Origin of the sequence: Paenibacillus shunpengii (assembly GCF_042684905.1) — a bacterium.
GTDB classification, from domain to species: domain Bacteria; phylum Bacillota; class Bacilli; order Paenibacillales; family Paenibacillaceae; genus Paenibacillus; species Paenibacillus shunpengii.
This window is the reverse complement of record NZ_JBHUMJ010000003.1, coordinates 200,526-221,659: the sequence shown is the minus strand read 5'-3', so window position 1 is coordinate 221,659 and position 21,134 is coordinate 200,526. Positions and strand designations below refer to the sequence as shown.

The 21,134-nt window shown below is 48.0% G+C and carries 17 protein-coding genes; 3 read left to right on the top strand and 14 right to left on the bottom strand.

What is annotated here, in order from left to right:
- Positions 1 to 78: 78 nt before the first annotated feature.
- The 9 genes from ACFSVM_RS15350 to ACFSVM_RS15310 form a co-directional block, all read right to left on the bottom strand.
- The gene (locus tag ACFSVM_RS15350) at positions 79 to 2,370 is read right to left on the bottom strand and encodes a beta-glucosidase family protein (RefSeq protein WP_379263196.1); all 2,292 of its coding nucleotides are present in this window, start codon (positions 2,368 to 2,370) and stop codon (positions 79 to 81) included.
- A gap of 41 nt (positions 2,371 to 2,411) precedes the next feature.
- Positions 2,412 to 3,650: a PTS sugar transporter subunit IIC gene (locus tag ACFSVM_RS15345; RefSeq protein WP_379263194.1), complete on the bottom strand. Its 1,239-nt coding sequence runs from the start codon at positions 3,648 to 3,650 to the stop codon at positions 2,412 to 2,414.
- A gap of 216 nt (positions 3,651 to 3,866) precedes the next feature.
- Entirely contained in the window at positions 3,867 to 6,314 is a 2,448-nt protein-coding gene (locus ACFSVM_RS15340; RefSeq protein WP_379263192.1) for a GH39 family glycosyl hydrolase, read from the bottom strand.
- A 181-nt stretch (positions 6,315 to 6,495) separates the two neighbouring features.
- The gene (locus tag ACFSVM_RS15335) at positions 6,496 to 7,485 is read right to left on the bottom strand and encodes a M15 family metallopeptidase (RefSeq protein WP_379263190.1); all 990 of its coding nucleotides are present in this window, start codon (positions 7,483 to 7,485) and stop codon (positions 6,496 to 6,498) included.
- A gap of 197 nt (positions 7,486 to 7,682) precedes the next feature.
- Positions 7,683 to 8,417: a hypothetical protein gene (locus tag ACFSVM_RS15330; protein ID WP_379263189.1), complete on the bottom strand. Its 735-nt coding sequence runs from the start codon at positions 8,415 to 8,417 to the stop codon at positions 7,683 to 7,685.
- A 30-nt stretch (positions 8,418 to 8,447) separates the two neighbouring features.
- Positions 8,448 to 11,633, bottom strand: coding sequence for a DEAD/DEAH box helicase (locus ACFSVM_RS15325; RefSeq protein WP_379263187.1), 3,186 nt, complete (start codon positions 11,631 to 11,633; stop codon positions 8,448 to 8,450).
- Positions 11,634 to 11,844: 211 nt separating this feature from the next.
- A complete protein-coding gene (locus tag ACFSVM_RS15320) occupies positions 11,845 to 13,110 on the bottom strand; it encodes an ABC transporter substrate-binding protein (protein WP_090725713.1) in 1,266 nt (421 codons plus the stop codon).
- Between the two features lie 51 nt (positions 13,111 to 13,161).
- Positions 13,162 to 13,998 carry a carbohydrate ABC transporter permease gene (locus ACFSVM_RS15315; RefSeq protein WP_076314794.1) on the bottom strand — a complete coding sequence of 279 codons (837 nt, stop codon included), beginning with the start codon at positions 13,996 to 13,998 and terminating at the stop codon, positions 13,162 to 13,164.
- Between the two features lies 1 nt (position 13,999).
- Entirely contained in the window at positions 14,000 to 14,881 is an 882-nt protein-coding gene (locus ACFSVM_RS15310; RefSeq protein WP_090725717.1) for a carbohydrate ABC transporter permease, read from the bottom strand.
- 226 nt (positions 14,882 to 15,107) lie between these two features.
- On the opposite strand from ACFSVM_RS15310, the gene ACFSVM_RS15305 reads away from it, so the two are divergent.
- The gene (locus ACFSVM_RS15305) at positions 15,108 to 15,869 is read left to right on the top strand and encodes a tryptophan-rich sensory protein (protein WP_379263183.1); all 762 of its coding nucleotides are present in this window, start codon (positions 15,108 to 15,110) and stop codon (positions 15,867 to 15,869) included.
- A gap of 140 nt (positions 15,870 to 16,009) precedes the next feature.
- On the opposite strand, the gene ACFSVM_RS15300 is transcribed toward ACFSVM_RS15305, so the two are convergent.
- The 5 genes from ACFSVM_RS15300 to ACFSVM_RS15280 form a co-directional block, all read right to left on the bottom strand.
- A complete protein-coding gene (locus ACFSVM_RS15300; protein WP_090725719.1) occupies positions 16,010 to 16,390 on the bottom strand; it encodes a RidA family protein in 381 nt (126 codons plus the stop codon).
- 72 nt (positions 16,391 to 16,462) lie between these two features.
- A complete protein-coding gene (locus ACFSVM_RS15295; protein ID WP_076314797.1) occupies positions 16,463 to 17,137 on the bottom strand; it encodes an oxidoreductase in 675 nt (224 codons plus the stop codon).
- Between the two features lie 207 nt (positions 17,138 to 17,344).
- Complete coding sequence (locus ACFSVM_RS15290; RefSeq protein ID WP_047911464.1) at positions 17,345 to 17,545, bottom strand: CsbD family protein; 201 nt, start codon at positions 17,543 to 17,545, stop codon at positions 17,345 to 17,347.
- A 124-nt stretch (positions 17,546 to 17,669) separates the two neighbouring features.
- Positions 17,670 to 19,151 carry an HD-GYP domain-containing protein gene (locus ACFSVM_RS15285; RefSeq protein WP_379263180.1) on the bottom strand — a complete coding sequence of 494 codons (1,482 nt, stop codon included), beginning with the start codon at positions 19,149 to 19,151 and terminating at the stop codon, positions 17,670 to 17,672.
- A gap of 729 nt (positions 19,152 to 19,880) precedes the next feature.
- Entirely contained in the window at positions 19,881 to 20,012 is a 132-nt protein-coding gene (locus ACFSVM_RS15280) for a YjcZ family sporulation protein (protein WP_218145894.1), read from the bottom strand.
- 97 nt (positions 20,013 to 20,109) lie between these two features.
- On the opposite strand from ACFSVM_RS15280, the gene ACFSVM_RS15275 reads away from it, so the two are divergent.
- Both ACFSVM_RS15275 and ACFSVM_RS15270 read left to right on the top strand, forming a co-directional pair.
- Positions 20,110 to 20,511, top strand: coding sequence for a hypothetical protein (locus tag ACFSVM_RS15275; protein WP_379263178.1), 402 nt, complete (start codon positions 20,110 to 20,112; stop codon positions 20,509 to 20,511).
- Between the two features lie 399 nt (positions 20,512 to 20,910).
- Positions 20,911 to 21,099, top strand: a complete 189-nt coding sequence (locus tag ACFSVM_RS15270; RefSeq protein ID WP_076314800.1) for a hypothetical protein — start codon at positions 20,911 to 20,913, stop codon at positions 21,097 to 21,099.
- The last annotated feature ends 35 nt before the right edge of the window (positions 21,100 to 21,134 follow it).

Below are 21,134 nucleotides of genomic sequence, written 5' to 3'. Positions count from 1 at the left end.
GTAAAATGAAAAAAGAAGCAGGAGATCTTCATGGATCTCCTGCTTCTTGTCATGTTCAAAATCTGTTCGCAATAATTATTAACTGAGCTTACCGGCAAATCTTCTCTCATGAACACGAGTAATGAGCTCATCCATCACATCATCCGGAGTTCGTTCCGTCAACCAATTCTGTCCATACATTTGAAGAATTTTTATCGCAGGAGCATCTCCCCAGAAGCCGACAAAGACCTCGTCCAGATAAATTTGTTCCGTAACGTGCTGATTCATCTCTTCCAACGTTTCTTCAAATACGGCCTTCGCAATTGGATCACTGACCCATTCACTGATCAGACTGAATTTATGAAGCTTAATCTCCTCCACTTCAAATTCACAATAGAGACGCTCTGTCATTCTTAGATCACGAGACGTGCTGCCAAGTGAGATCTTGAAATAACCACTCTCTGCTATCCAGCGGCCATGCTTGGTATTATAGTATGCAAAGTCCCTTTCCTCCAGAGTAAAGACAATCTTCTGTTTCTCTCCCGGAGCAAGCTCAATTTTCGCGAAAGCTTTTAATTCCTTGTCAGGCCGTACGAAGTTGCACTCCTCATCATGTACATACAATTGAACGACTTCTTTACCTGTCCGATCACCTGTATTTTCTATTTGTATTGATACGGTGACACCTTCATCATGCTGAGTTACTTCTAGATCGGTATAGGTAAACGTGGTGTAAGATAAACCGTGGCCGAACGGAAATGCCGGTGCTAGTTCCTTACTGTCATAATATCTATATCCAACAAATATCCCTTCACGATAGTACAGCTTGCCATTTTCTCCGCGAATCCGCATATGAGCAGGATTATCAGACAATTTAACCGGGAATGTCTCTGACAGCTTACCAGATGGGTTGGTTAGACCGAACAATATTTCTGCTATGGCTCTGCCCATACCCTGACCTGTTAACCAAGAATGAATCACACCAGGCACATGCTCTACCCAAGGATGCATGGACAGTGCAGTACCGCTGCTGGTCACCACCACACATTTCGGCTGAACGGCTGCTACCGCTTGAATGAGCGCAACTTGATGATCTGGAAGTTTAATATCTTTTAAGTCATGCATTTCTGACTCCGCATACTCCGGTTGGCCGACGAACAGAATAGCCACATCAGACTTCGCTGCGATGGACACACTTTCTCGAATCATCGCCTCATTAATGGAGTCATCTTCTGGATAACCATCAGCATAGCTCAAATTCGCTGATGCTCCCGCAAGCTCCTTCATTTCTTCCCACGGAATATCGACCTGTGTAGGTGTTACCTTCGCACTTCCTGCGCCTTGGATTCTCGGCTTCTTCGCAAATCGTCCGATGATGGCAATCGAACGATCGGTATTCGGCTGCAGCGGAAGAATATCGCTCTCATTCTTTAACAGCACGATGCTTTCTGCCGCAGCTCTTCTCGCAAGTGCATGATAGTCCTGCTTGGAGCCTGGAGCAGAACCCGACTCTTCATTACCCGTCACACGCTCGACAAGCTTAAGGATGCGGGCAACACTTTTATCGAGCTGCTCCTCCTTGAGGGTACCGTTGTTAACGGCTTCTACAATCAGCTTCATATTGTAATGAGCAGGCCCCGGCATCTCCAAGTCGAGTCCGGCTTTTAGTCCCCGAATTCGGTCATTGACAGCTGTCCAATCTGACAATACGACCCCTTCGTAGCCCCATTCCTCTCTCAGAATGTCGTTCAACAAATACTCGTTCTCACTTGTATAAGATCCATTGAGCAAGTTATAAGAGCACATGATGGTCCATGGATCTGCTTTTTTAACAATCCGTTCAAACGCACTTAAATAAATTTCGCGTAGCGTGCGCTCATCAATCTCCGAGCTTGTCACCATCTTCTCGAACTCCTGATTGTTGCCGGCAAAATGCTTGAGGGAAGCACCCACCCCCTCACTTTGGAGTCCATTAATGAAGGCTGCACCAAGCTCACCTGTGAGGAAAGGGTCCTCCGAGTAGTATTCAAAGTTTCTTCCCCCAAGCGGAGTTCGCTTCATGTTGACCCCTGGTCCGAGCAGGAGCTCAACTCCCATCTCCTTGGATTCACGACCGAGCGCAATCCCGATTTCGCCCAGCAGTTCCGTGTTCCAAGACGAGCCAATGGCTGAGCCGGTAGGATAGCAGGTTGCCGGAACATTTTCCGTTGTGATGCCCATTTCTTCATCACTATTCGTTTTGCGGATACCATTGGTTCCATCATACATATGAATGGGAGGAATATTTAGCCGTTCGATTCCTTTGGTCATCCACATGTTTAGCCCTGCAGTGAGAGCTGCCTTTTCCGTCAGTGTCATTTCATCTAGTGTTGCTTCAATTGACTTATTCATCTATAACCATCCTTTATATAACTATCCTTTACTAGCGATATTTAATTCGATGCTTGTTCTTTTTCTTTCTTCAATTCCTGTGCATCGTACAGCTTGAAGAACGGAAACCATACGATAAATACAATGGCCAACACGACAGCGAGCAGCACGAGCCCATTCAAACCAGACATAATATATGTCGATAATCCAATCGGTGTATACCATAGCTGGAAGATTTGACTTGGGATGCGGGCAAGTCCCATATCGAGCGCCAAATATACAATGACAGGCGTGATGAGTCCATTAATCCACATTGGCACCATTAAGAGCGGATTAAATGCAATCGGCGCTCCGTAGACCACGGGTTCGTTAATATTAAATAAGGAAGGAATAATCGTCGCCTTACCGACAGATTTCAGCTTCTTCGACTTAGCGAGCAGGAACCAGATGACCAGCGGCAGCGTCGCCCCCATCCCTCCAATACCAAGCCAGCCGGAAAAGAAGGTCTCAAAGGTGTTAATATTGACTGGATCTTGTCCTTGCGCCACCAATGCAGCATTCTCCTCGATGGCAGGAATCCATATGGCATACCAGATCGGAGTCATCACCCATGGACTGACACCAAAGGAATACAGCACGACACCAATAAAATTAAACAGTACAAAACCTAGCAGACTTTGTCCCACTGCGTTGATTGGCTCGAACACGCTTACAATGAGTGCAAAAATATCAAATTGAAGCTGATATACAAGCACCCAGCCTGTGACAAGAACAACGGCAATCGGAACAAGGAAATCAAACCAGTCCATAATGAATTCCGGAAGCGTAGACCCTTTCTTAAAGAAAGAAAATTTATTGCAGACATTCATAATGACAGCTACAAAGACACCTACCAGAAGTGCAGTAATCATACCTGATGGACCAAAGCGCTCAAGAATGAACTGGATGGTTCCATCTTCGTTTATCGTGGGGCCAAGCAGCATGACAAACAAAGATACCCCGGTCATACCTGCAAGCAATTTTATTTTGTGGCGTTCTTTTTTCTCCATCACCACATAGGGCGTTAGAAATGCAATAAATAAACCTAACAGTCCGAAGCTAAACGTCGTAATTGGTGTTAGGTCCGGCATGCCCGGTATGAAGTCCTGTAAGATCGAAATCAGTGTAATAATGGAACCGATGAATATCATCGGTATGGCAACCATGATGGCTTCCTGAATAGATGCAACCCAGATATTATTTGTAAACGCCTCCAATCTAGGCGCAAAGGATTCTGTCATCCATTTCATGAAACGCTTCATCTGTACTCCCCCTCGTCTCTCCTTGGTGTTTCGTATTTCATATCTATAGTATATTTTTTGCTGTTAACGCTTTCTTGTTATAACTTGCCGTGTCACGGGTTGTTTTTTGCCTACTTCTTTATCTTCTTACTATCTTTTCTTTCCCTCTCTAAAATAAACAACAAAAAACACCCCTCGAACTAAAAGAGGGATGTTTCGAAAATAAAATTCATTATTCTAATATTGTCTCTCCAGCGTAATCATCATCACACCATGAGGTGGAAGTATAATTTCGCACTGCCAGCTGTCTCCGTGTACTATTTGTGTCTCGATATCTGGACCGCTTCTGCCATGAAGATACATCTTCTCTTCATCTGTGAGAGATTCAGGAGCTCCCATGCGAACCCACTCATCAAACACCGATCCGTGCTTCTGATCCAGCTGATAACGGGTGCATTTATAGCTTCCGGATAGCTGATCGAGTGTGACATCGAATACTCTATTTCCTTTTTTCTCAAACACATCATAACGGTTTAGACTCGAAAGCTCAGACCAATCCCCACTGGCAAAGAGCTGATCCACATGAACATAATGGTAGAACAAGAGCTGGATACTTCCATTCTGACTGCGAGTTACCACATAACCTTCACCAATGCCAAGCAGTTCATCACCCAGCTTCTGCAGCAGTTCAAAAGCATAGTAACTCGGTTTTTTTAACCCATCTCTGCTGATAAGACCAAACCCGCCATAGAATGGAGATGAAGGAACCACACTTTCTTCAAATACATCGGTGAAGCTCCAAAATGCCAAGGCATGAGCTAGGCCGAGCGTATTCATCGCTTGATGAATGACAAACGGACCCATAAACATCGTATCATGCAGCAAATTTCGGTCATATAGCGAAAAATTCCACTCCGTGATCAGAAGCTCAAGCTCACGGAAGGCAGGGACACTTATTTTCTGCTTCAAGCGATCAAGGCTCTCTTTATAGTAGGACGGGGGCATAATTTGGGTTAGAAGCTCTTTCTCCAGCTTGGTTCTTGGGTATTCCGAATAAATATGAAATGAAAAGAAATCGAGCGGCACTTTTCGTTCTTCACAAAAGTTCATAAATTCCTCGGCCCATGTGTCATTCCATAGCGAACCATACCCCATGGCTGGTCCTCCTGTCTTCAGCTCTGGCATAATTGACTTGATTGTGCGGACCGTCGATTCATAGAAGCGAAAATACTCCTCCTTGCTCCCCGCCCAGCAAACCCCGAGCAAATCCGGCTCATTCCACACTTCGAAATACCAGCGCTTCACCTCATCTGCCCCATACCGATTCAAACAATGACGGATGAACTCGCGGACTAATGCATTCCATTTACTTTGATCAGCCGGAGGCGATATATTTCCTCGCCACCAGAACACAGTTTCACCGGAGCGGGCGAGCTGACTTGGCATAAAGCTGAGCTCTACGAACGGTCTGATGCCCAATTCCAGCAGATAATCATACAGCTTGTCCACATAAGCCCAGTTATACGCGGGATTCCCATCCATATCCTCACTGTATACCATCATTTCATCATTAAATAAGCCATGAAAACGGATGTATTGAAAGGGAATACGCCCTATCATTTCGGATAGCTGCTGTCGCCAGTCTTCTCTCAGCCCTTCCACAGCCCTGCCTGCTGTCGTTATGACATTCCAATGCTGATCATAAGGAGTAGACGCATGATCCGCCTTAATCTCAATGAGCTGACGTTCTGCTGTCTGGTGAGTCGAGGAGTCCATTGTCTTCTGCTGCGAATCCGTCCTAGGACCAAGATAACGATACAACGAGCCCATGGCATTCAAAGTATCCATCTCATAATAATCCCCGCTTGAGGATTCCTCATATGTCAGTGGCTTGCGATCAGGCCTGTCAGGTTCACGGATCAGGCTGGCTTCACGGTAAGCACCGGGAGTATAGCCGTACTTTTCCTTGAAATACTTATTAAACAGCTTCACATTAGCAAAGCCACAATCCAGGGCAATTTGCGTGATACTCTTGTCACCGCCTGCCAGCTCGGCCTGAGCCTTCTCCAGCCGAATCAGCGTCAAATATTTTTGAAAGGGTATGCCGATTTTATCTGTAAAGAAATGGGAGAAATAATGCAGGCTTAGATGCTCACGAGCTGCCATAGCCTGCAGCGTTATTTTTTCACTGTAATGCTGATCTACGTATGTAAGGACTCGATTCAGCCTTTTATAGTCATACTCCCGGCTTCCTTCTTCCTCGGTGGGATGGACTCCAGCATAGAAATATCTCTGCAGGCACCCGCAGAGTGTCTGTAAGATCCCCATGGTGTAGCTCTGATAACCAGACGCCTTCTTGTTGATCTCCCACACCATCTGTGCGAGATTCTGTTTAATCTGGTACATCTGCGACTCTTGATCTGTATGAGCAGCTGAATTGCAGGCGATAAATGCATTGCTTAGCCATTCCGGGCCAAACTGCAGTGTAAGTAGCACATTGTCCTGTGTTGTCCGTGCGATTTTATGTACCGACATACTGTTGACCACGATCACATCATCTGCATTAAGGGTATACTCTTTCTGATCCAAATATATATCGACCGATCCCTGTAATACATAGATAATTTCGACTTCTTTATGCCAATGAAAGTCAATATGCTTCACGCTGTTAACAAACAGCTTCATTGGCAATCCATCCTGATGTTCTATAAATTCGTATAGATAGCGAATACCAATAACCTCCTCTCTCGATAACGATCATGCTAATATCGTAAGCCGCCTTTAAAGTTTTCATCCAAAAATCATTTAAAAATAAAAATTAATAGCGGCGCAGAATGCTGCGCCGCTAACTTAGAACTTATGTCATTTACAGCTTAATATTCGCTTCGTCAAAGTACTCCTCAAGCGTAAGTCCACTTGCAGCAATATCCGGTGCCAGCTCTTTGCCTACATAACGGATGTGCCAAGGCTCGTAAACATAGCCTGTCGTTTCTTCCCGACCTTCAAGATAACGAATAATGAATCCAAATTCAGGCGCGTGCTCAGCAAGCCACTTACCTTCCTCGGTGTCGCCAAGGATTTCTTCCAATACATTGCCTACGCTTGGGCTGGATACATCAATAGACAGTCCGGTCTGATGCTCACTCTTCCCTGGCTGTGCGCTTACACGGAGCGCGTATTCTTCGCCATTACGCTCTACACTGCTGTTGAATACGGCAACCTGACGGTCATAAGAGCGATATCCCGATACCGCACGAAGCTCAATATTATCCGCTTCTGCTGCGGCAAACAGCTCCTCCAGCGCATCAGCGGCCTCTTGACGCATGTGCCGTTTCTCGTGAGGCTCATCGAATGAGAAGGGAACGTCCGGCTCTACAAGATCTGTCGGCTCGTATCCATCAGGCAGACTGCGTTCTTTGTTGACGATGACCGTAATCGCATCCGGGTTCGTAACCACATTCTTATCTCCAATGACTTCCACCGTACTTTGCAGGGAGCTTGCAGCCCGAAGCGCCATAATGCTGTCTTCCTCTGCACTTCCTGTGCTGTCATCCTCTCCCGCACCTTCCGAAGGCTCCTCGGCGTCATCGTCCTTATTATCTTGGCCTCCGTTAGGAGATTCACCGTTCTCGTTCGCATCGTTATCTGCAGGCGCATCTTCACCTGTGTTGTCGTCTTCCGACGCATCTGGCGTTTCCTCCTGTGAAGGATTCTCCGCTCCATCCGGCGTCGTCTGCGTCTGATCTTCCTGTGGATCTTCCCCGTTCCCACAGCCTGCCAGTGCAAAGGCAGACAACAGCATGATCGTAAACAGAACCATCGTCCAGCGTCGTTTCTTGGTTGTTGAAGTCGTCATTTTGTTATTTCCCCTATCCCATATTTATAGCTGTTCAAATCTCTCTCATTCATTATAGACCTATCGAGGTAGAGCTTCAAACCCTCATCTTGGTATAGGTCAATATAAGGTGGCAGATACAAAAAACCACCGAGCCTAGGATCCGCCTGCTCGGTGGTCTTCATTCAGTTCTAAGTAGGCGGGTTACCGACTTCCGTTCATTTCTTGGCTGTCTTGAGATTCAGTTCCTCTGCCCACTTGGACGCTCTCTGCGAAACCTGCTTGCGGATATGCTCTAAAGCTGCCTCCGCAGGAACGGACGGCACAAGCTGAGCAATACCGGACGACGGCGGAGTCAGCTCTCCAGGTGGAGATAACTTTACTTCAATAGCATTGAATTCTGGACCCGGCATGTGCAGCGAACGATTGCCAGCGGCATCGCCGATGTAGTCCAGAATGGCAGAAGAATTGCCGCCTGCGCGCTGGGTTTTGCGTTCCAGTAACGACGCTGCCTGAGAAGTGCTGGTGGATACCGATTCAAGGGACCACCTGCGAAACACCTCTGTAAGCAGCTCCTCACGCGCCAGACCCAGCATATCAAGCAGTCTCAGCGTATCTGCAGCGGCCCATTCTGCAGCCGCCTGCAAGGCGACTTCGATATGAGGGCATGCGATGCGATTACAGGAGCAGCTCACATCTGCATATTTTACCCAGGAGATCAGCACCGAATTCTCGAGCTCAACTGCGCCTCCTGCAAGAAGGAGGTACAAGGTATAGGCGTCTTCTTGCAGCTCTTCGAGCAATTCGGCTCTTTGCTCTTCGTTAAGCTGTCTATAAGTGGCTTCGACCTCCACCTCGCGCTCTGGTGCTTGTGAGTCATTCTCCGCTGTGTCCTCAATGCTTGCCTTCCAGCCGTGAGGCTCCAGTTTAAAATGGTTTACTTGATAGGTCACTACAGCCTCACCTCCTGTTTAATTGCTGCTCTATACCCACATCTCACCTTGAAGACTTACGAGGCCCTTCAGCTCATCATCAGACATTTCTGTAATCCAGTTCTCACCCGAACCGACCACTTGCTCCGACAGCTGTTTCTTGCTCTCGATCAGCTCGTCAATTCGCTCTTCCAGCGTCCCCTGGCATATCAGTTTATGCACCTGGACATTTCGTTTCTGTCCAATTCGGAATACACGATCTGTCGCCTGATTCTCTACCGCAGGATTCCACCAGCGATCATAATGGATGACATGACTCGCATGAGTCAGGTTGAGGCCAACCCCGCCTGCCCGCAAGGAGAGAACGAAGATGGAAGGACCCTTGCCGTTCTGGAATTGCTCTACCATTTCGTCTCGTTCTGCCTTCGAAACCCCTCCGTGAAGGAAGAAAGGCTTCTCATCATACCGCTGAGACAATTGCTGAACGAGAATCTCCCCCATCGACACATACTGGGTAAAAATAAGGGCTGCCTCGCCATTATCACGAATTGCATCTGTCAGCTCCATCAGGCGCTCCAGCTTGCCTGACGCCTCTACGCGCCCCGCATCCTTGCGGCTGTGCTCAACGAGTACAGGATGATCGCATATTTGCTTTAGCTTGGTCAAGGAGGACAATACAACACCTTTGCGTGTAAACCCCGTTTGCCCCTCGATGCTGGTCAGCAGCTGATCAACAACGCCTTTATATATAGCTGCCTGCTCCACTGTAAGTGAACAGTAGGATTTAAGCTCCAGCTTCTCAGGCAGATCCTTGCGAATGTCGGGATCACTCTTGAGCCTTCTCAGCATAAATGGCGATACCAGGCGATGAAGCTCACGCAGAGAGCTCGTGTCCTCCTGAGCACCTATTGTATAACGCTGTCTAAAGGACGCTGCCGTACCCAGATAGCCGGGATTCAGAAATTGAAAGATGGACCACAGCTCACTAAGCCTGTTCTCTACAGGCGTCCCAGTCATGGCAATACGGTGCGGCGCGGACAGCTTCATGACACTTTGCGCCTGCTTGGTTCGATAATTCTTAATATACTGGGCTTCATCCAGCACAACAGAGGACCACTCGATCGAGGCCAGATCTGCCCCGTCCCTGCCCGCCAGATGATACGTCGTGAGAATAATATCGTGCTCCCCAGCCTGCTTCCGAAAGGCTTCTCCGTGCAGCCGCTGTGTACCATGATGAATATATAATTTAAAGTCCGGTGCAAAACGCTTAATTTCCCGCTGCCAGTTCCCAAGCAGGGAGGTGGGACAGATGATGAGTGCCGGATGCTCCACATCGAATTCATCATCTTCCAGGATATCTAGCCCGCCCTGACGATCTTCCAGCTCCCGCTCTGCTTCCCTCGCTTCCCGTGCCGCAAGCTTGGAATCCAGCAGACAGGTAATTACCTGTATGGTCTTCCCTAGACCCATATCATCCGCAAGGCATACCCCGAAGCCAAGATCACGCATGGCAGCTAGCCACTGATAGCCACGCTGCTGATAGGGCCGCAGATTACCATGAAGGGAAGGCGGTGTATCCCTGATCTGGGTTCGACTCAGCACCTGGCCATCCAGAAGGAAGGACAGCATGCCAAATGATTCAGCGCCAAAAATGGACATCCCTTTCCAGCTCGCTTCCTCATCCTCATCGACAGCCAGATGAATCCATTCAGACAGGGCCATGGAGCCTTCCTCATTTTTCTTCATAAAACGCAGCACCTGGCGAATTTCTTTCGGATCAATCTCGATCCATTCCCCCCGGAACTCCACGAGCGGAATCGAAGATGCCGCAAGCTGTGCAAGCTCCTCCTTCGTTACCGGCATCCCGTTCAGGACAGCTTCGGCCTCAAACTTAACGAGCTGCTCCATTCCAAGGGCCGGCGCCTTCTGTGCACCCGGTGCCTCGCCATTTTGCAGCATCCGCAGCCGAAGCCCTGTCTTCCGCTTCCCTTCCCGGCTCCAGCGGGAGGGCATCAATATGGTAATTCCCATCTGCTGCAGCTTGGGAACAGAAGAAGACATAAATTCATAAAATTGCTGTGCATCCATCTCAATCTCATGAGGAGCTGCCCCCATAGCCGACTGCAGGCTGGGTGCAGCTTCACTTGCTTTGCCTAAGGCGAGGAGCATCTGCTCCTGGATCCGGCTGTATTTTACCGTTCCTCGATCCACATCTGGCGAAGGATAAGCCCATATCGCCTGGATCGGCACCCGAAAATCAGCTTCGTTCTCACTCTCTGCCCAGAAGCTCACTTTCCATGCAGAGGACCGCTCCAGCTCTGACGGCTCAAGCCGCAGGCTCAGCTTCAATCTTCCCTCTTCAGGGCCAGCAGCTTCCCCTTCAATCCCTGGTGGAGCACTCTCTGCCGCTTGAATCACGCTGTCACTCAATTCCTCAATCTCTTGAACAGCGGCCTGCACACTCAGCTCCCGCGAGCCTGTCAGCAGACTGTTCCACCACAGCTCCGTGAGTGGAGAATACCCTCGTCTGTAATTAGCCCGGTAACGAGACAGACTGCTCTCTACAGAGGCAATCTCGGCAGACACTGCTGCATGAATCGTTTGTCTGAGGAAAGAGTACAGGACAGCTGCTCCTGCCTCCTTCACCGTACTAGCTTCCGATTCCGCGTAAGCACTGGATGCGGTCAGACAGATGGCAGGGATGGATTCAGCCAGCTTCAGGAAGCGTTCTGTATCCATAGGCTCCGTTATTTTGGGAAGCCATACGGCTGTTACAGCAGACTGATTGCCTCTGCGCCTTCCACCGGCTGAGGTCACAGGGGCTGTGCCTGGAGTAATTTGCCCTCGAATCAGCAGCTCCATTGCAAATCTAGCCGCCTTAGCCCAGTATTCCATTTCACCGCCTGGGTCAAAGCCTGCCTGCTCTGCCTCTTCCTTATTCCAGCGAATCAGCAGCTCAAATGCATCTCTTGGAGTGAGCGCCAAGCCTTCCAGCGTCCGGCCAAATGCGGGCCGCTTCTTCCTCGGACCTGCACTCGCTTCCTGCTGGACCGATTTCATCTGCCATCTCAGCTCTGCAAGACGCAGAGCGGCATGTTGAAATGGACGGTAGGTCCCGTCCTTCAGCTTCATTTTTCTTATTAAATGACTCCAAGCGTCGACTTTTGGTTCTGATGTTTCTCCTGAAAAACAAAAAAACACATCTCCGAGCCATATTCCATAAAGTGGTTGATTCATCGTAAGTCACCCGTTAGCCCCTTTAGATTGTTACTCTCCATCATATACGAAAATCGCTCTTTTTAAAATTGTTAAGTCGAATTCAAGGGTAATCCCTTGGTTTACTTGACTCCATCTCACAGAAAAAGAGACAGCCCTTCGATTACGGAGCCGTCTCTAAGCCATCTCTTACGTTTTCTCTATATCTATGGTATCCATACGCTTACTTCATCTACTCCTTAAGGCTGTCCCAGCTCTTCTGCATATCCTCCAGCAGCTTCGCCGGGTCCGGATTTGCAATGTAGGCCTGCATCACAGCACCATACTCCTGCGGCACACCTTCCGGAAAACGGTTGAAGTTCCAGCTCAGCAACTTATCCTGATCACTGTAATTTATAATTTCTGCCGCCAGATCTCCGAGCACCTCACCGTCAGCCGTCACGCTCTTAAAGGCCGGAATAAACTTGAATTCCTCAGTCATGTACCGCTTACCTGTCTCCGAGGTTACGAGCCATTCCAAGAAGTCCTTCGCCTCTTCCTTCACCTCAGAGTTCTTGTTAATCACATAGTTGTTCGGTACGCCGACAAAAAGCTTATCATACACCTCAGCATCTTCGCCGATTGGCATTGGCAGAATGCCGAGGTTCAGATCCGGGTTGATTCCATCGATCTGCACTTGTGTCCAGTTCCCCTGCTGCATCATTGCAGCCTCACCCGTAGCAAAGAGAGTGACCTGCGTATTATAGTCTGTCGTCAGCGGGTTCTTATTCCCATAGGCAAGGGTCAGATCGAGCAGATTAACCCAGTCTTCAAAAATAGCATTGCCCGGAATCGTCTCTGTTCCCGCATTCAGACCATCAATAAAGGCAACCGGATCCGGCTGATGCGCAAAGGGAACGTTGGCATTGTGATTCCCGAGCACCCACCACTCCTGATAACCATTCGAGAATGGCACGATGCCGGCATCCTGCAGCTGCTGTGCCACGGCTTCAAGCTCTGTCAGTGTCTTCGGAAGCTCGGTGATGCCAGCCTGCTCGAACAAGTCCTTGTTATAAATAAATCCATATCCTTCAAGCCCAAGCGGCTGACCGTACAGCTTGCCATCCTTCGTCATCGGCTCTTTGGCGACTTCGATGATATCATCTACCCACGGCTCATTCGACAGATCCTCAAGAGAATCAATCCATGTGTCCAGCTCACGGTAACCGGCAACGTTGAAGATATCCGGATGCTCTGTACCTGCGAACTTGGTCTTCAGCGCTGCACTATAGTCACTGCCGCCGCCGACCGTCTCAATTTCGATATTGATATCCGGATGCTCCGCCTCATACTCCGCAATAAGCCGATCGAAGGCCTCCGCAATTTCCACCTTGTATTGAAAAATCTTAATCGTCGTCTTTCCATCCTCAGTGCCGCTGCCTGACCCTCCGCCACAGCCGGATAGAACGACAGCACATACCCATACCAGCGTAAACAAGAACAACCCTTTTCTCTTCAAGACGAATTCCTCCTCATATGAATTAACGTGATTGATTCACGGAATCGATGCTTAACCTTTGACCGAGCCTGCTGTAATCCCCTGAATGATGTGCTTCTGCATCAGCAGGAAGAACAGGATGACCGGTGTGATCCCTAGTACCAGTGCTGGCAGCGCCAGATCCCACTGCTTGGTGTATTGACCGAAGAAGGCATAGGTTGCGATCGGAATTGTATGCAGCTCAGCATCCTGCAGCACAATGGATGGCAGCAAGTAATCATTCCAGATCCACAGTGTGTTCAAGATGATAATCGTGACATACATCGGTCGCATGAGCGGATATACAATTCGGAAAAATACGCCGTAGGCATTGCTGCCATCCACTCTTGCTGCTTCCTCGATCTCGACAGGCACGGACTTCACAAATCCGTGGAAGAGAAACACCGACATTGGAACCCCGAAGCCGAGGTAACAGATAATAAGTCCCCAATGACTGTTCATCAGACCTACCGTACTCGTCACTTTAACAAGCGGAATCATAATGGATTGGAACGGAATAACCATCGCCGCAACGAACAGCGCAAACAGTAAACGATTAAATTTGGTGTTGTGCCGAACCATCCGGTAGGCGGTCATCGAGCTGATCAGCACAAGCAGCAGATTACTGATAACGGTTACAATTAAGGAGTTCGTAAGCACCTTGGGAAAATGAGTAATCTCCCATGCTCGTTGATAGTTGCTCCACTCGAACGCCTGCGGCCAGGCGGCTGCATTGGTCAGCAGATCGCCAAACGTTTTGACCGAATTCACGAACAGAAAATAGAAAGGAACAAGAAAGATAAGAGCCAGCAGAATCATCATAATCTCCGTTATGAACGTGCCAACTCGATAGCTTTTTGTAGATTCCATCTTAGGCTTCAACCTCCTTGCTCTTCGTCACTCGAACCTGAATGAACGTAATAATGGCTACGATAATGAAGAAGATCAGAGCTTTAGCCGTACCCAGTCCGTACCTGCCGTTCACAAACGCCTCGTTGTATATATTCAGCGCCACCGATTCGGTCGAACGGAAAGGTCCACCCTTCGTAAGTGACAGGTTGAGATCAAACATTTTGAAGGACCAGGAGATAGCGAGGAACAAACATACAGTTACCCCCGGCATAATCAGCGGTACGATGATGCTCTTCAGAATCTGTCCCTTGCTCGCGCCGTCGATTTGAGCCGCTTCAATGACTTCATGGGGAATGTTATTCAGTGAAGATATGTAGATTACCATCAGATATCCGGCCGTCTGCCACACAAAGACGATCACAATCGCCCAGAAGGCTGTCGGCTCATCTCCAAGCCAAGGAAGATTAAAGAAGCCAAGCCCTGTCGCTTCCCCTACGGATGCGAAGCCACGGACAAAAATGAACTGCCAGATAAAACCGAGCAGCAGACCGCCGATGACATTCGGCATAAAGAAGATCGTGCGCAGGACATTTTTCGTCTTGAGCGGTCTAGTTAGAAAATAAGCAAGAAAGAAACCAAGCACGTTCGTCAGCAGCACACCGGCAAGTGTAAACCACGCTGTAAACGTGAAGGATTTGAGAAAGGCGGGGTCATCCGTAAAAATCTTTACGAAATTGGTTAGTCCAGCCCACTCCGGCTCGCTGGCTGCCCCATTCCAGTTTGTGAAGGAATAGTACATCCCCAACAGAAAAGGAGCCACAATAATGAGAAGGAAAAAGATAAGTGAAGGACCGACAAAGATAAGCTGCTGCAGCCACTGTGAAGACCTTTTGCTAATCACGCTGGCCAAGCCCCCTTTCAAGTAGCAATATTGTATCTCTAACTATCTTTAACCCATATGAATGGAAATGAATGAACATTACGGAAAAATAAAACTTTTGATGCATATCATTACTTGTCTGCTCTTTTGCATACACTTATTTTGAACGTGAATTTATTGGGTAAGGATATACAGGAGTACTTAATTAACCATAGAGTCAAATATTATAATTGCGAGGAGGAATTTTATGCTGCGCACCACTAACGGGAACCCTTATAAATGGCTTAACGTCATCGGATTTGTACTTGTGATCGTCATGAACGTGCTGGCCAACCTGCTGCCGATCGGCGGTAGAACCACTTCGGAGGTGTCTGCTCTATATCCTGTACTGATTACACCCGCCGGATATGCCTTTGCCATCTGGTCTGTCATTTATGCCTTACTAGCCGGTTTTATCATTCTGCAGTTCCTGCCGTCCCAGAAGCAGCGCAATACGGCGGCAGTCCTTAAATTCTGGTTCTTCATCAGCTGTCTGGCGAATGCAGGCTGGATTGTCCTCTGGCAAAATCTCTGGTTCGGCTGGTCCGTACTCGTCATCTTTATTCTGCTGTTCTCTTTGAGCCAAATGTATGTGCGTGTCATGGCACTTCAAAATCTAACCACAGGTGAAAAATGGTTCATTCAGCTCCCCTTCCGGATCTATCTCGGTTGGGTCAGTGTGGCATCGATTATCAATGTGACGGTTTGGCTTAGCAAGCTGGGATGGGATGGATTCGGCCTTGGGGATGAGACCTGGGCGATCCTTCTCCTGTTGATTGGAGGCATTGTAGCCCTGGCGGTCAGCTTCTCCTATCATGATGCGATACTGCCGCTTGTCTTCGTATGGGCATATATTGCGATTAGTGTTAAGCAATGGGATATCAGCTCAGTAGCCTATACGGCTGCTGGAATTGCAGCCTTGCTGCTGATCTACTCGATCTGGCTGTTCTTCTCCAAACGAAGACAGTAGTGCTGCATATAAAAAGAGAAGGACCGTCTGCCCTGTCAAATCAGGGGAGGCGGTCCTTCTCTTTTTTTCTTCTACGATAGTTCTGTCAGCTCTTACGTCGTAGCTCTTGTATGAATCAAGCTCTCGTGTCGTAGCTCTTATTATTTCTTAAGCGTAATCGTCTCGATTTCGACCAGTGCATCCTTCGGCAGGCGTGCGACCTCAACTGCACTGCGTGCAGGATAAGGCTGGTTGAAGAACGAGCTGTACACCTCATTGACACGAGCAAAATCATTCATGTCCTTCAGGAATACCGTCGTCTTCACCACTTGGTCCAAACTTGAGCCTGCTGCTTCAAGAATGGCCTTCACATTCTCAAGGGAGAGACGAGCCTGCTCCTCAACGGTATCACCAAATTCCCCAGTCTGCGGATTAATGCCGAGCTGTCCGGAAGTAAAGATAAAGCCTCCCGCTTCGACGGCCTGGCTATAAGGTCCAATGGCTCCAGGTGCATTCTCTGTGGAAATCGTGTTCTTACTCATATGTATCTCCTCCTCTTATTTTGTTTATCCAAGCTTTGCTATAGTCATTGTAGTCAAAGGAAGCAGGCTTGTCTATTGATGTTGTTCGGCCAGCTTCCAAATGTCTTTGTTCGAATGGCGATAGACTCCGCTCTGATCCCTTAGTGCTGCTATAATCATCGCCTTCGCAACATGAGTAACCGGCATCGCCCGGTACTCCCGGCCTTTTCCTTTACGAAGAAGCGGATCGGCTAGTGTCAACATCCATTCACTCATCTTCTCCCCTATGCGCTTCTCTTCTCTGTCGCCAAGCAGCAAGGATGGTCTAAGAAAATGAACACCGCGATAGCCAAGTCTCGCGATATCGTCCTCAAACTCTCCCTTCGTTCGGAGGTAGAAGATGCGTGAGGTACTGTCGGCCCCCATGGAGGTCACAGCGATCATCTGCTTCGCCCCATGAGACAACGCGAGTCTGGCTGCAGTAACGGGGTACTCCAGATCAACTTTGCGGAACGCCGCCTGCGATCCTGCCTTCTTGATGGTCGTGCCCATACAGCAGAACAATTCGTCTGCTCCAATGAAGGCCTCCTCATGCCTTTCAAGCTCGTCCCAGTTCACAATCACTTGAGACAGTTTAGGGTGGGATATCGGAAGCTCCTGTCTCACGAGCGCGGTAACCTGTTCATATTCATCATGTGCGAGCAGCTGTGATACGAGCTGCTTGCCAACCAATCCAGTAGCCCCAATGACTAATCCTTTTCGTCCCACTAGCTAGACCTCCTGAAAAACTCACTTTTCCCTATCATACCATGCAAAGAGAGCACAAATCCTCTATGGGATCTGTGCTCTCTAAATTTGGATTCATCGTTATGAAATTGATGCATTAAAGCTTCTATATAGAATGAACTGAATATCTCATAGTTACATGCCCTTAGCTTTAGCTGAGGCTGGACCCGAGCATGAGTTCAAACTAAATTAACGGTACGTTCTGCTCCAGTTATCATATTCCTTCTCGGCTTCGTCGCGGGAGTGACCATATCGCTCCTGAAGCTTGCCGACCAGCTTGTCCTTCTCACCATCGATGACATCCAGATCATCATCTGTCAGCTTACCCCATTGCTTCTTGGCTTCGCCCTTCACTTGATTCCATTTACCTTTAAATACGTTGTTATCCATTCTTCTCATCTCCTTGTCTGTATGGTGATCCCAAGTTCCTAGAGACTAGAAAGTATGTCACCAGCGTGTTATATTCTTAACCCAAATCGGGGTCGTTGAATCGACAAAGTAGGAGATGAAGTTCTTAACAGCAGGATGGTCTGCACCGGTACTGGTCTACAAATATACCTGCAATGATCGGGTCCCACTGTGTCCCTCGGCCCTGCTCCAGTATAGAGATGGCCTCCTCATCCTTCATCCCTTTGCGGTAAGGCCGGTCTGAGGTCATGGCGTCGAAGGCGTCCGCCACTGCGATAATTCTGCCAAATAGCGGAATCCGCTCTCCAGCCAGCTGATCCGGATATCCCTTACCATCATAACGCTCATGATGGGAACGCACCCCGGACAGGAACGGCTTAATCGACTGCGCCGGCTGTACATGCTGCAATATAGATTCGCCAAGCACTGGATGACGCTGAATTGTCAGATACTCCTCTTCACTGAGCTTACCTTCCTTCAGGAGCACCATATCGGGGATGCCTACTTTTCCGATGTCGTGAATAAGCGCAGTTTTGTAGAGGGTATCAAGCTCTTCCTCTGCAAGCCCCAGCTTGCGGCCAATCATGACCGAGTATTCTGCCACCCGCATAGAATGACCCGCAGTATATGGATCTCTGGCGTCCAGCGCTGCCGATAGTGTACAAAAATAGCTGTCCTGCAGCTGCTTCACCAGCTCGTCTCTCTCTTTCAGCTCTAGACTTAATCGATTAAACCCTTCTGTCATAGAGTAGAATGCCGAATGACAGGTGCTTGGTTCGATCTGTCCATCTTTTGTTTGCGAGTCCTGTTCTACAGCCTCCAGCGTATCTCGTTTTATAAGACAAGCTGCTGCAAACATAGAGAAACCGATGCCAAGCAGCAGAAGCCATACGCCAAGTCCGCCGGCATACTCCCTCATGACAATTTCAGAAAAATAAAATTGTTGAACTTCAGTTATAAAGAATATGAGCAGCAAAGGATACATGATGATAATAAAGGTCGTCCTCATCCCTGTTGTGGAACCAAGAGAAACGAACTGTTTCCCTGTATAAGTCAGCAGGGCTCCGATTGCCTTCGCTTTATTTTTAACAGCTGTTATGTAAGGTCTAATCGCTCTCGTTGTCATAATAAAGTCAATGATGGCATGCAGGTGAGCAGCGAAAAAAAGGCTTATTACAATATATAAAGTATGTATAAATGATAGATGGAGAAGATCTAATCGCCTCAGGATCGTGCTCAGCAGCACGACAGGTAAAGACAAGCAAATATAATGAGGGTACAGTATCCGACAGAAGGCATAAGTCGGCAAGGTGTGGAGAAAATCATACGCTTGCTGAAGACCTGTGCCGGTCTCCACTTGAAGCTGTATATCTCTATACGGTCTAACCTGCCTGAAGATAAGGTATATTCCAATCAACAGTGAAAGAAGTAATGCGGCAGTCAAGATCCATGCCAAATAGCGGGACTCTGCCGCATGCAGATGAAGCGTTAAAGATCGTATAGACAGAAGCGCCAGTACAGCAGTTGCAGCCCAGCTAGCGATGTAGTTAACAGCCAATCTTTTGCGCAGCGCTTGATACCGTGGCAAGATGAATACAACCTCGCTTTCCCTAGAAGCTTATTCTCAAGTTCTATTATAGCCCAGAAGTCCCAATTTCGAGAATAAGCTTTTTCCTGTTTTCCCTGAAGGAGTTCTTTATTTGTAAATTGCTGTCATCTATGATATACTAGGTAGTATTATGAATATTTAACCCCATTACATTCCTCTTTGAAGGTCATGCATTTATTCGCGGCTGACATAAGAATAATGCATATGATCCGGATTAAGATAACTCTTCATTTAACCCCATGGAGTAATCGCGTTATAACCCAAACACGAGATTTTATGATTTTCATTCAAACTGGCGCGGTCATCGGAGCCGTAAGGACAAAAGAGAGGCAGGGCTTTTGTTGTGTGAAATGTAAGTAGAGGAATACAATGCAGCAGTAGTTTCTACGCTACTACGAAGTGCAGCATTAGAATATAGGTTAAATTTATATTGCTTAACCAAGCCGCTTTTGATCATTTAGACGAGGGCGACCTTGGGAGCACAAACATTAAGCCCCCGAGCATACATCGCACGGGGGCTGTCCAACATTCTATGGCATACAGCATATACTGATTGAATTCACATGGTCACGAGCACGGCTCTCTGCTTATGGAGACGACTATGTATACTTATTCAGGGCAGTACGATTACATCGTGTACTCTCTGCCAAAACTTCAGGCCTGCCCAAATAAGCAGGCAGACCTTAAGTTTATATCATGGTCAAATCATTACCAGCAGAAAGCTTTAACGATAATAACCAAGAGAATAAACAATACCAAGATTGCACCGAGGGATTTACCTCCATCGTAACCGCCGAATCCGCCTACTTGGCCGCCGTATCCGTATCCTACTTCGCTCATTGTAACTCCTCCTTTCTGTTTACTACACTCATACCATATGTTGCTCGGCTCTGTTTCGACCGGGCTTTTTGCCCTTTTATTTAATTTCGTGCTGTCGTTGAATCAGAATGCGATGGTGAACGGTGATCAGGATGGGGACGACCAGGGTGGAATAAGTGGGGAGATGAAGCTTGCGGGTGTGGTCCATGGGGATGGGACGGATGATGTAGATGGTGAGGGACTCCTTGGAGATGTGGTCCATTGGGATGATGCAGAAGCGGTTGTTGTTGAGGTCTTCCCTGAGGATGAGGGCTATTCGGACCTGGCGGATGGTGCGGGTATTGATGTGGTGCCTGCTGAACCTGCGGCTTGTTCGGTAATCCCTGCGATGATCCCTGAGGATTCGGTAAGGCTTGCACAGTTTGATTCACTCCCGCTGGGGCCATTTGATCCAGATTCATCTGCTTCAATCTCTGCCCAAGCTCACCCAATGCAGCCTTATATTTCTTCGGCAGATTGAGCTGGTCGGATTGATCAAGGAACTGCACGATCAGACCGTGCATTTTCTGCTTCTTCTCAGGCTTCACCTCTTTAAATATGTCGACAACCCCATCCTTCATCTCAATTAAGGTACTGCATAGAGCCAAGAACTGCTCCGGGGATAAGTTCTCCAGGAGCTTCGATGACAATAGAGAAAAAGCATTAGAGGCAGCTTCACGCTTTGCTGACTTCTTTGTCCTTTTCCTGATCGGAGCCTTTGACACTTTCCTTCTTATACCGGTTTGCTGTTTATTCACGGGCTTCTCTCCTTTCGGGTAAATATCACTTGGGAAAGCACCCTTTTTTAGAACGCCTTCCTATGAGCATTCATAAACTAGAAGAAAGAACGGAGGCATCTTGAGCAAAGAGGGTGACGCGGATGAAAAAAAGCAGCATATCAAGCAAGAATAGAAACAGTAATGGCAACACTGCGGAAGAAGCTGCAGAAAATAAGATCGAATACTTAGCCCTGATCGCTGCTATCCTTGCATTCATTGCTGCAGGCATCGGACTATATATAGCGATGAAAGATCTATACCTGCCGAACGTAACAGAGGTTATTACTTGATGCAGAAAATTCACATTACCTAGAGTAGCTTATGC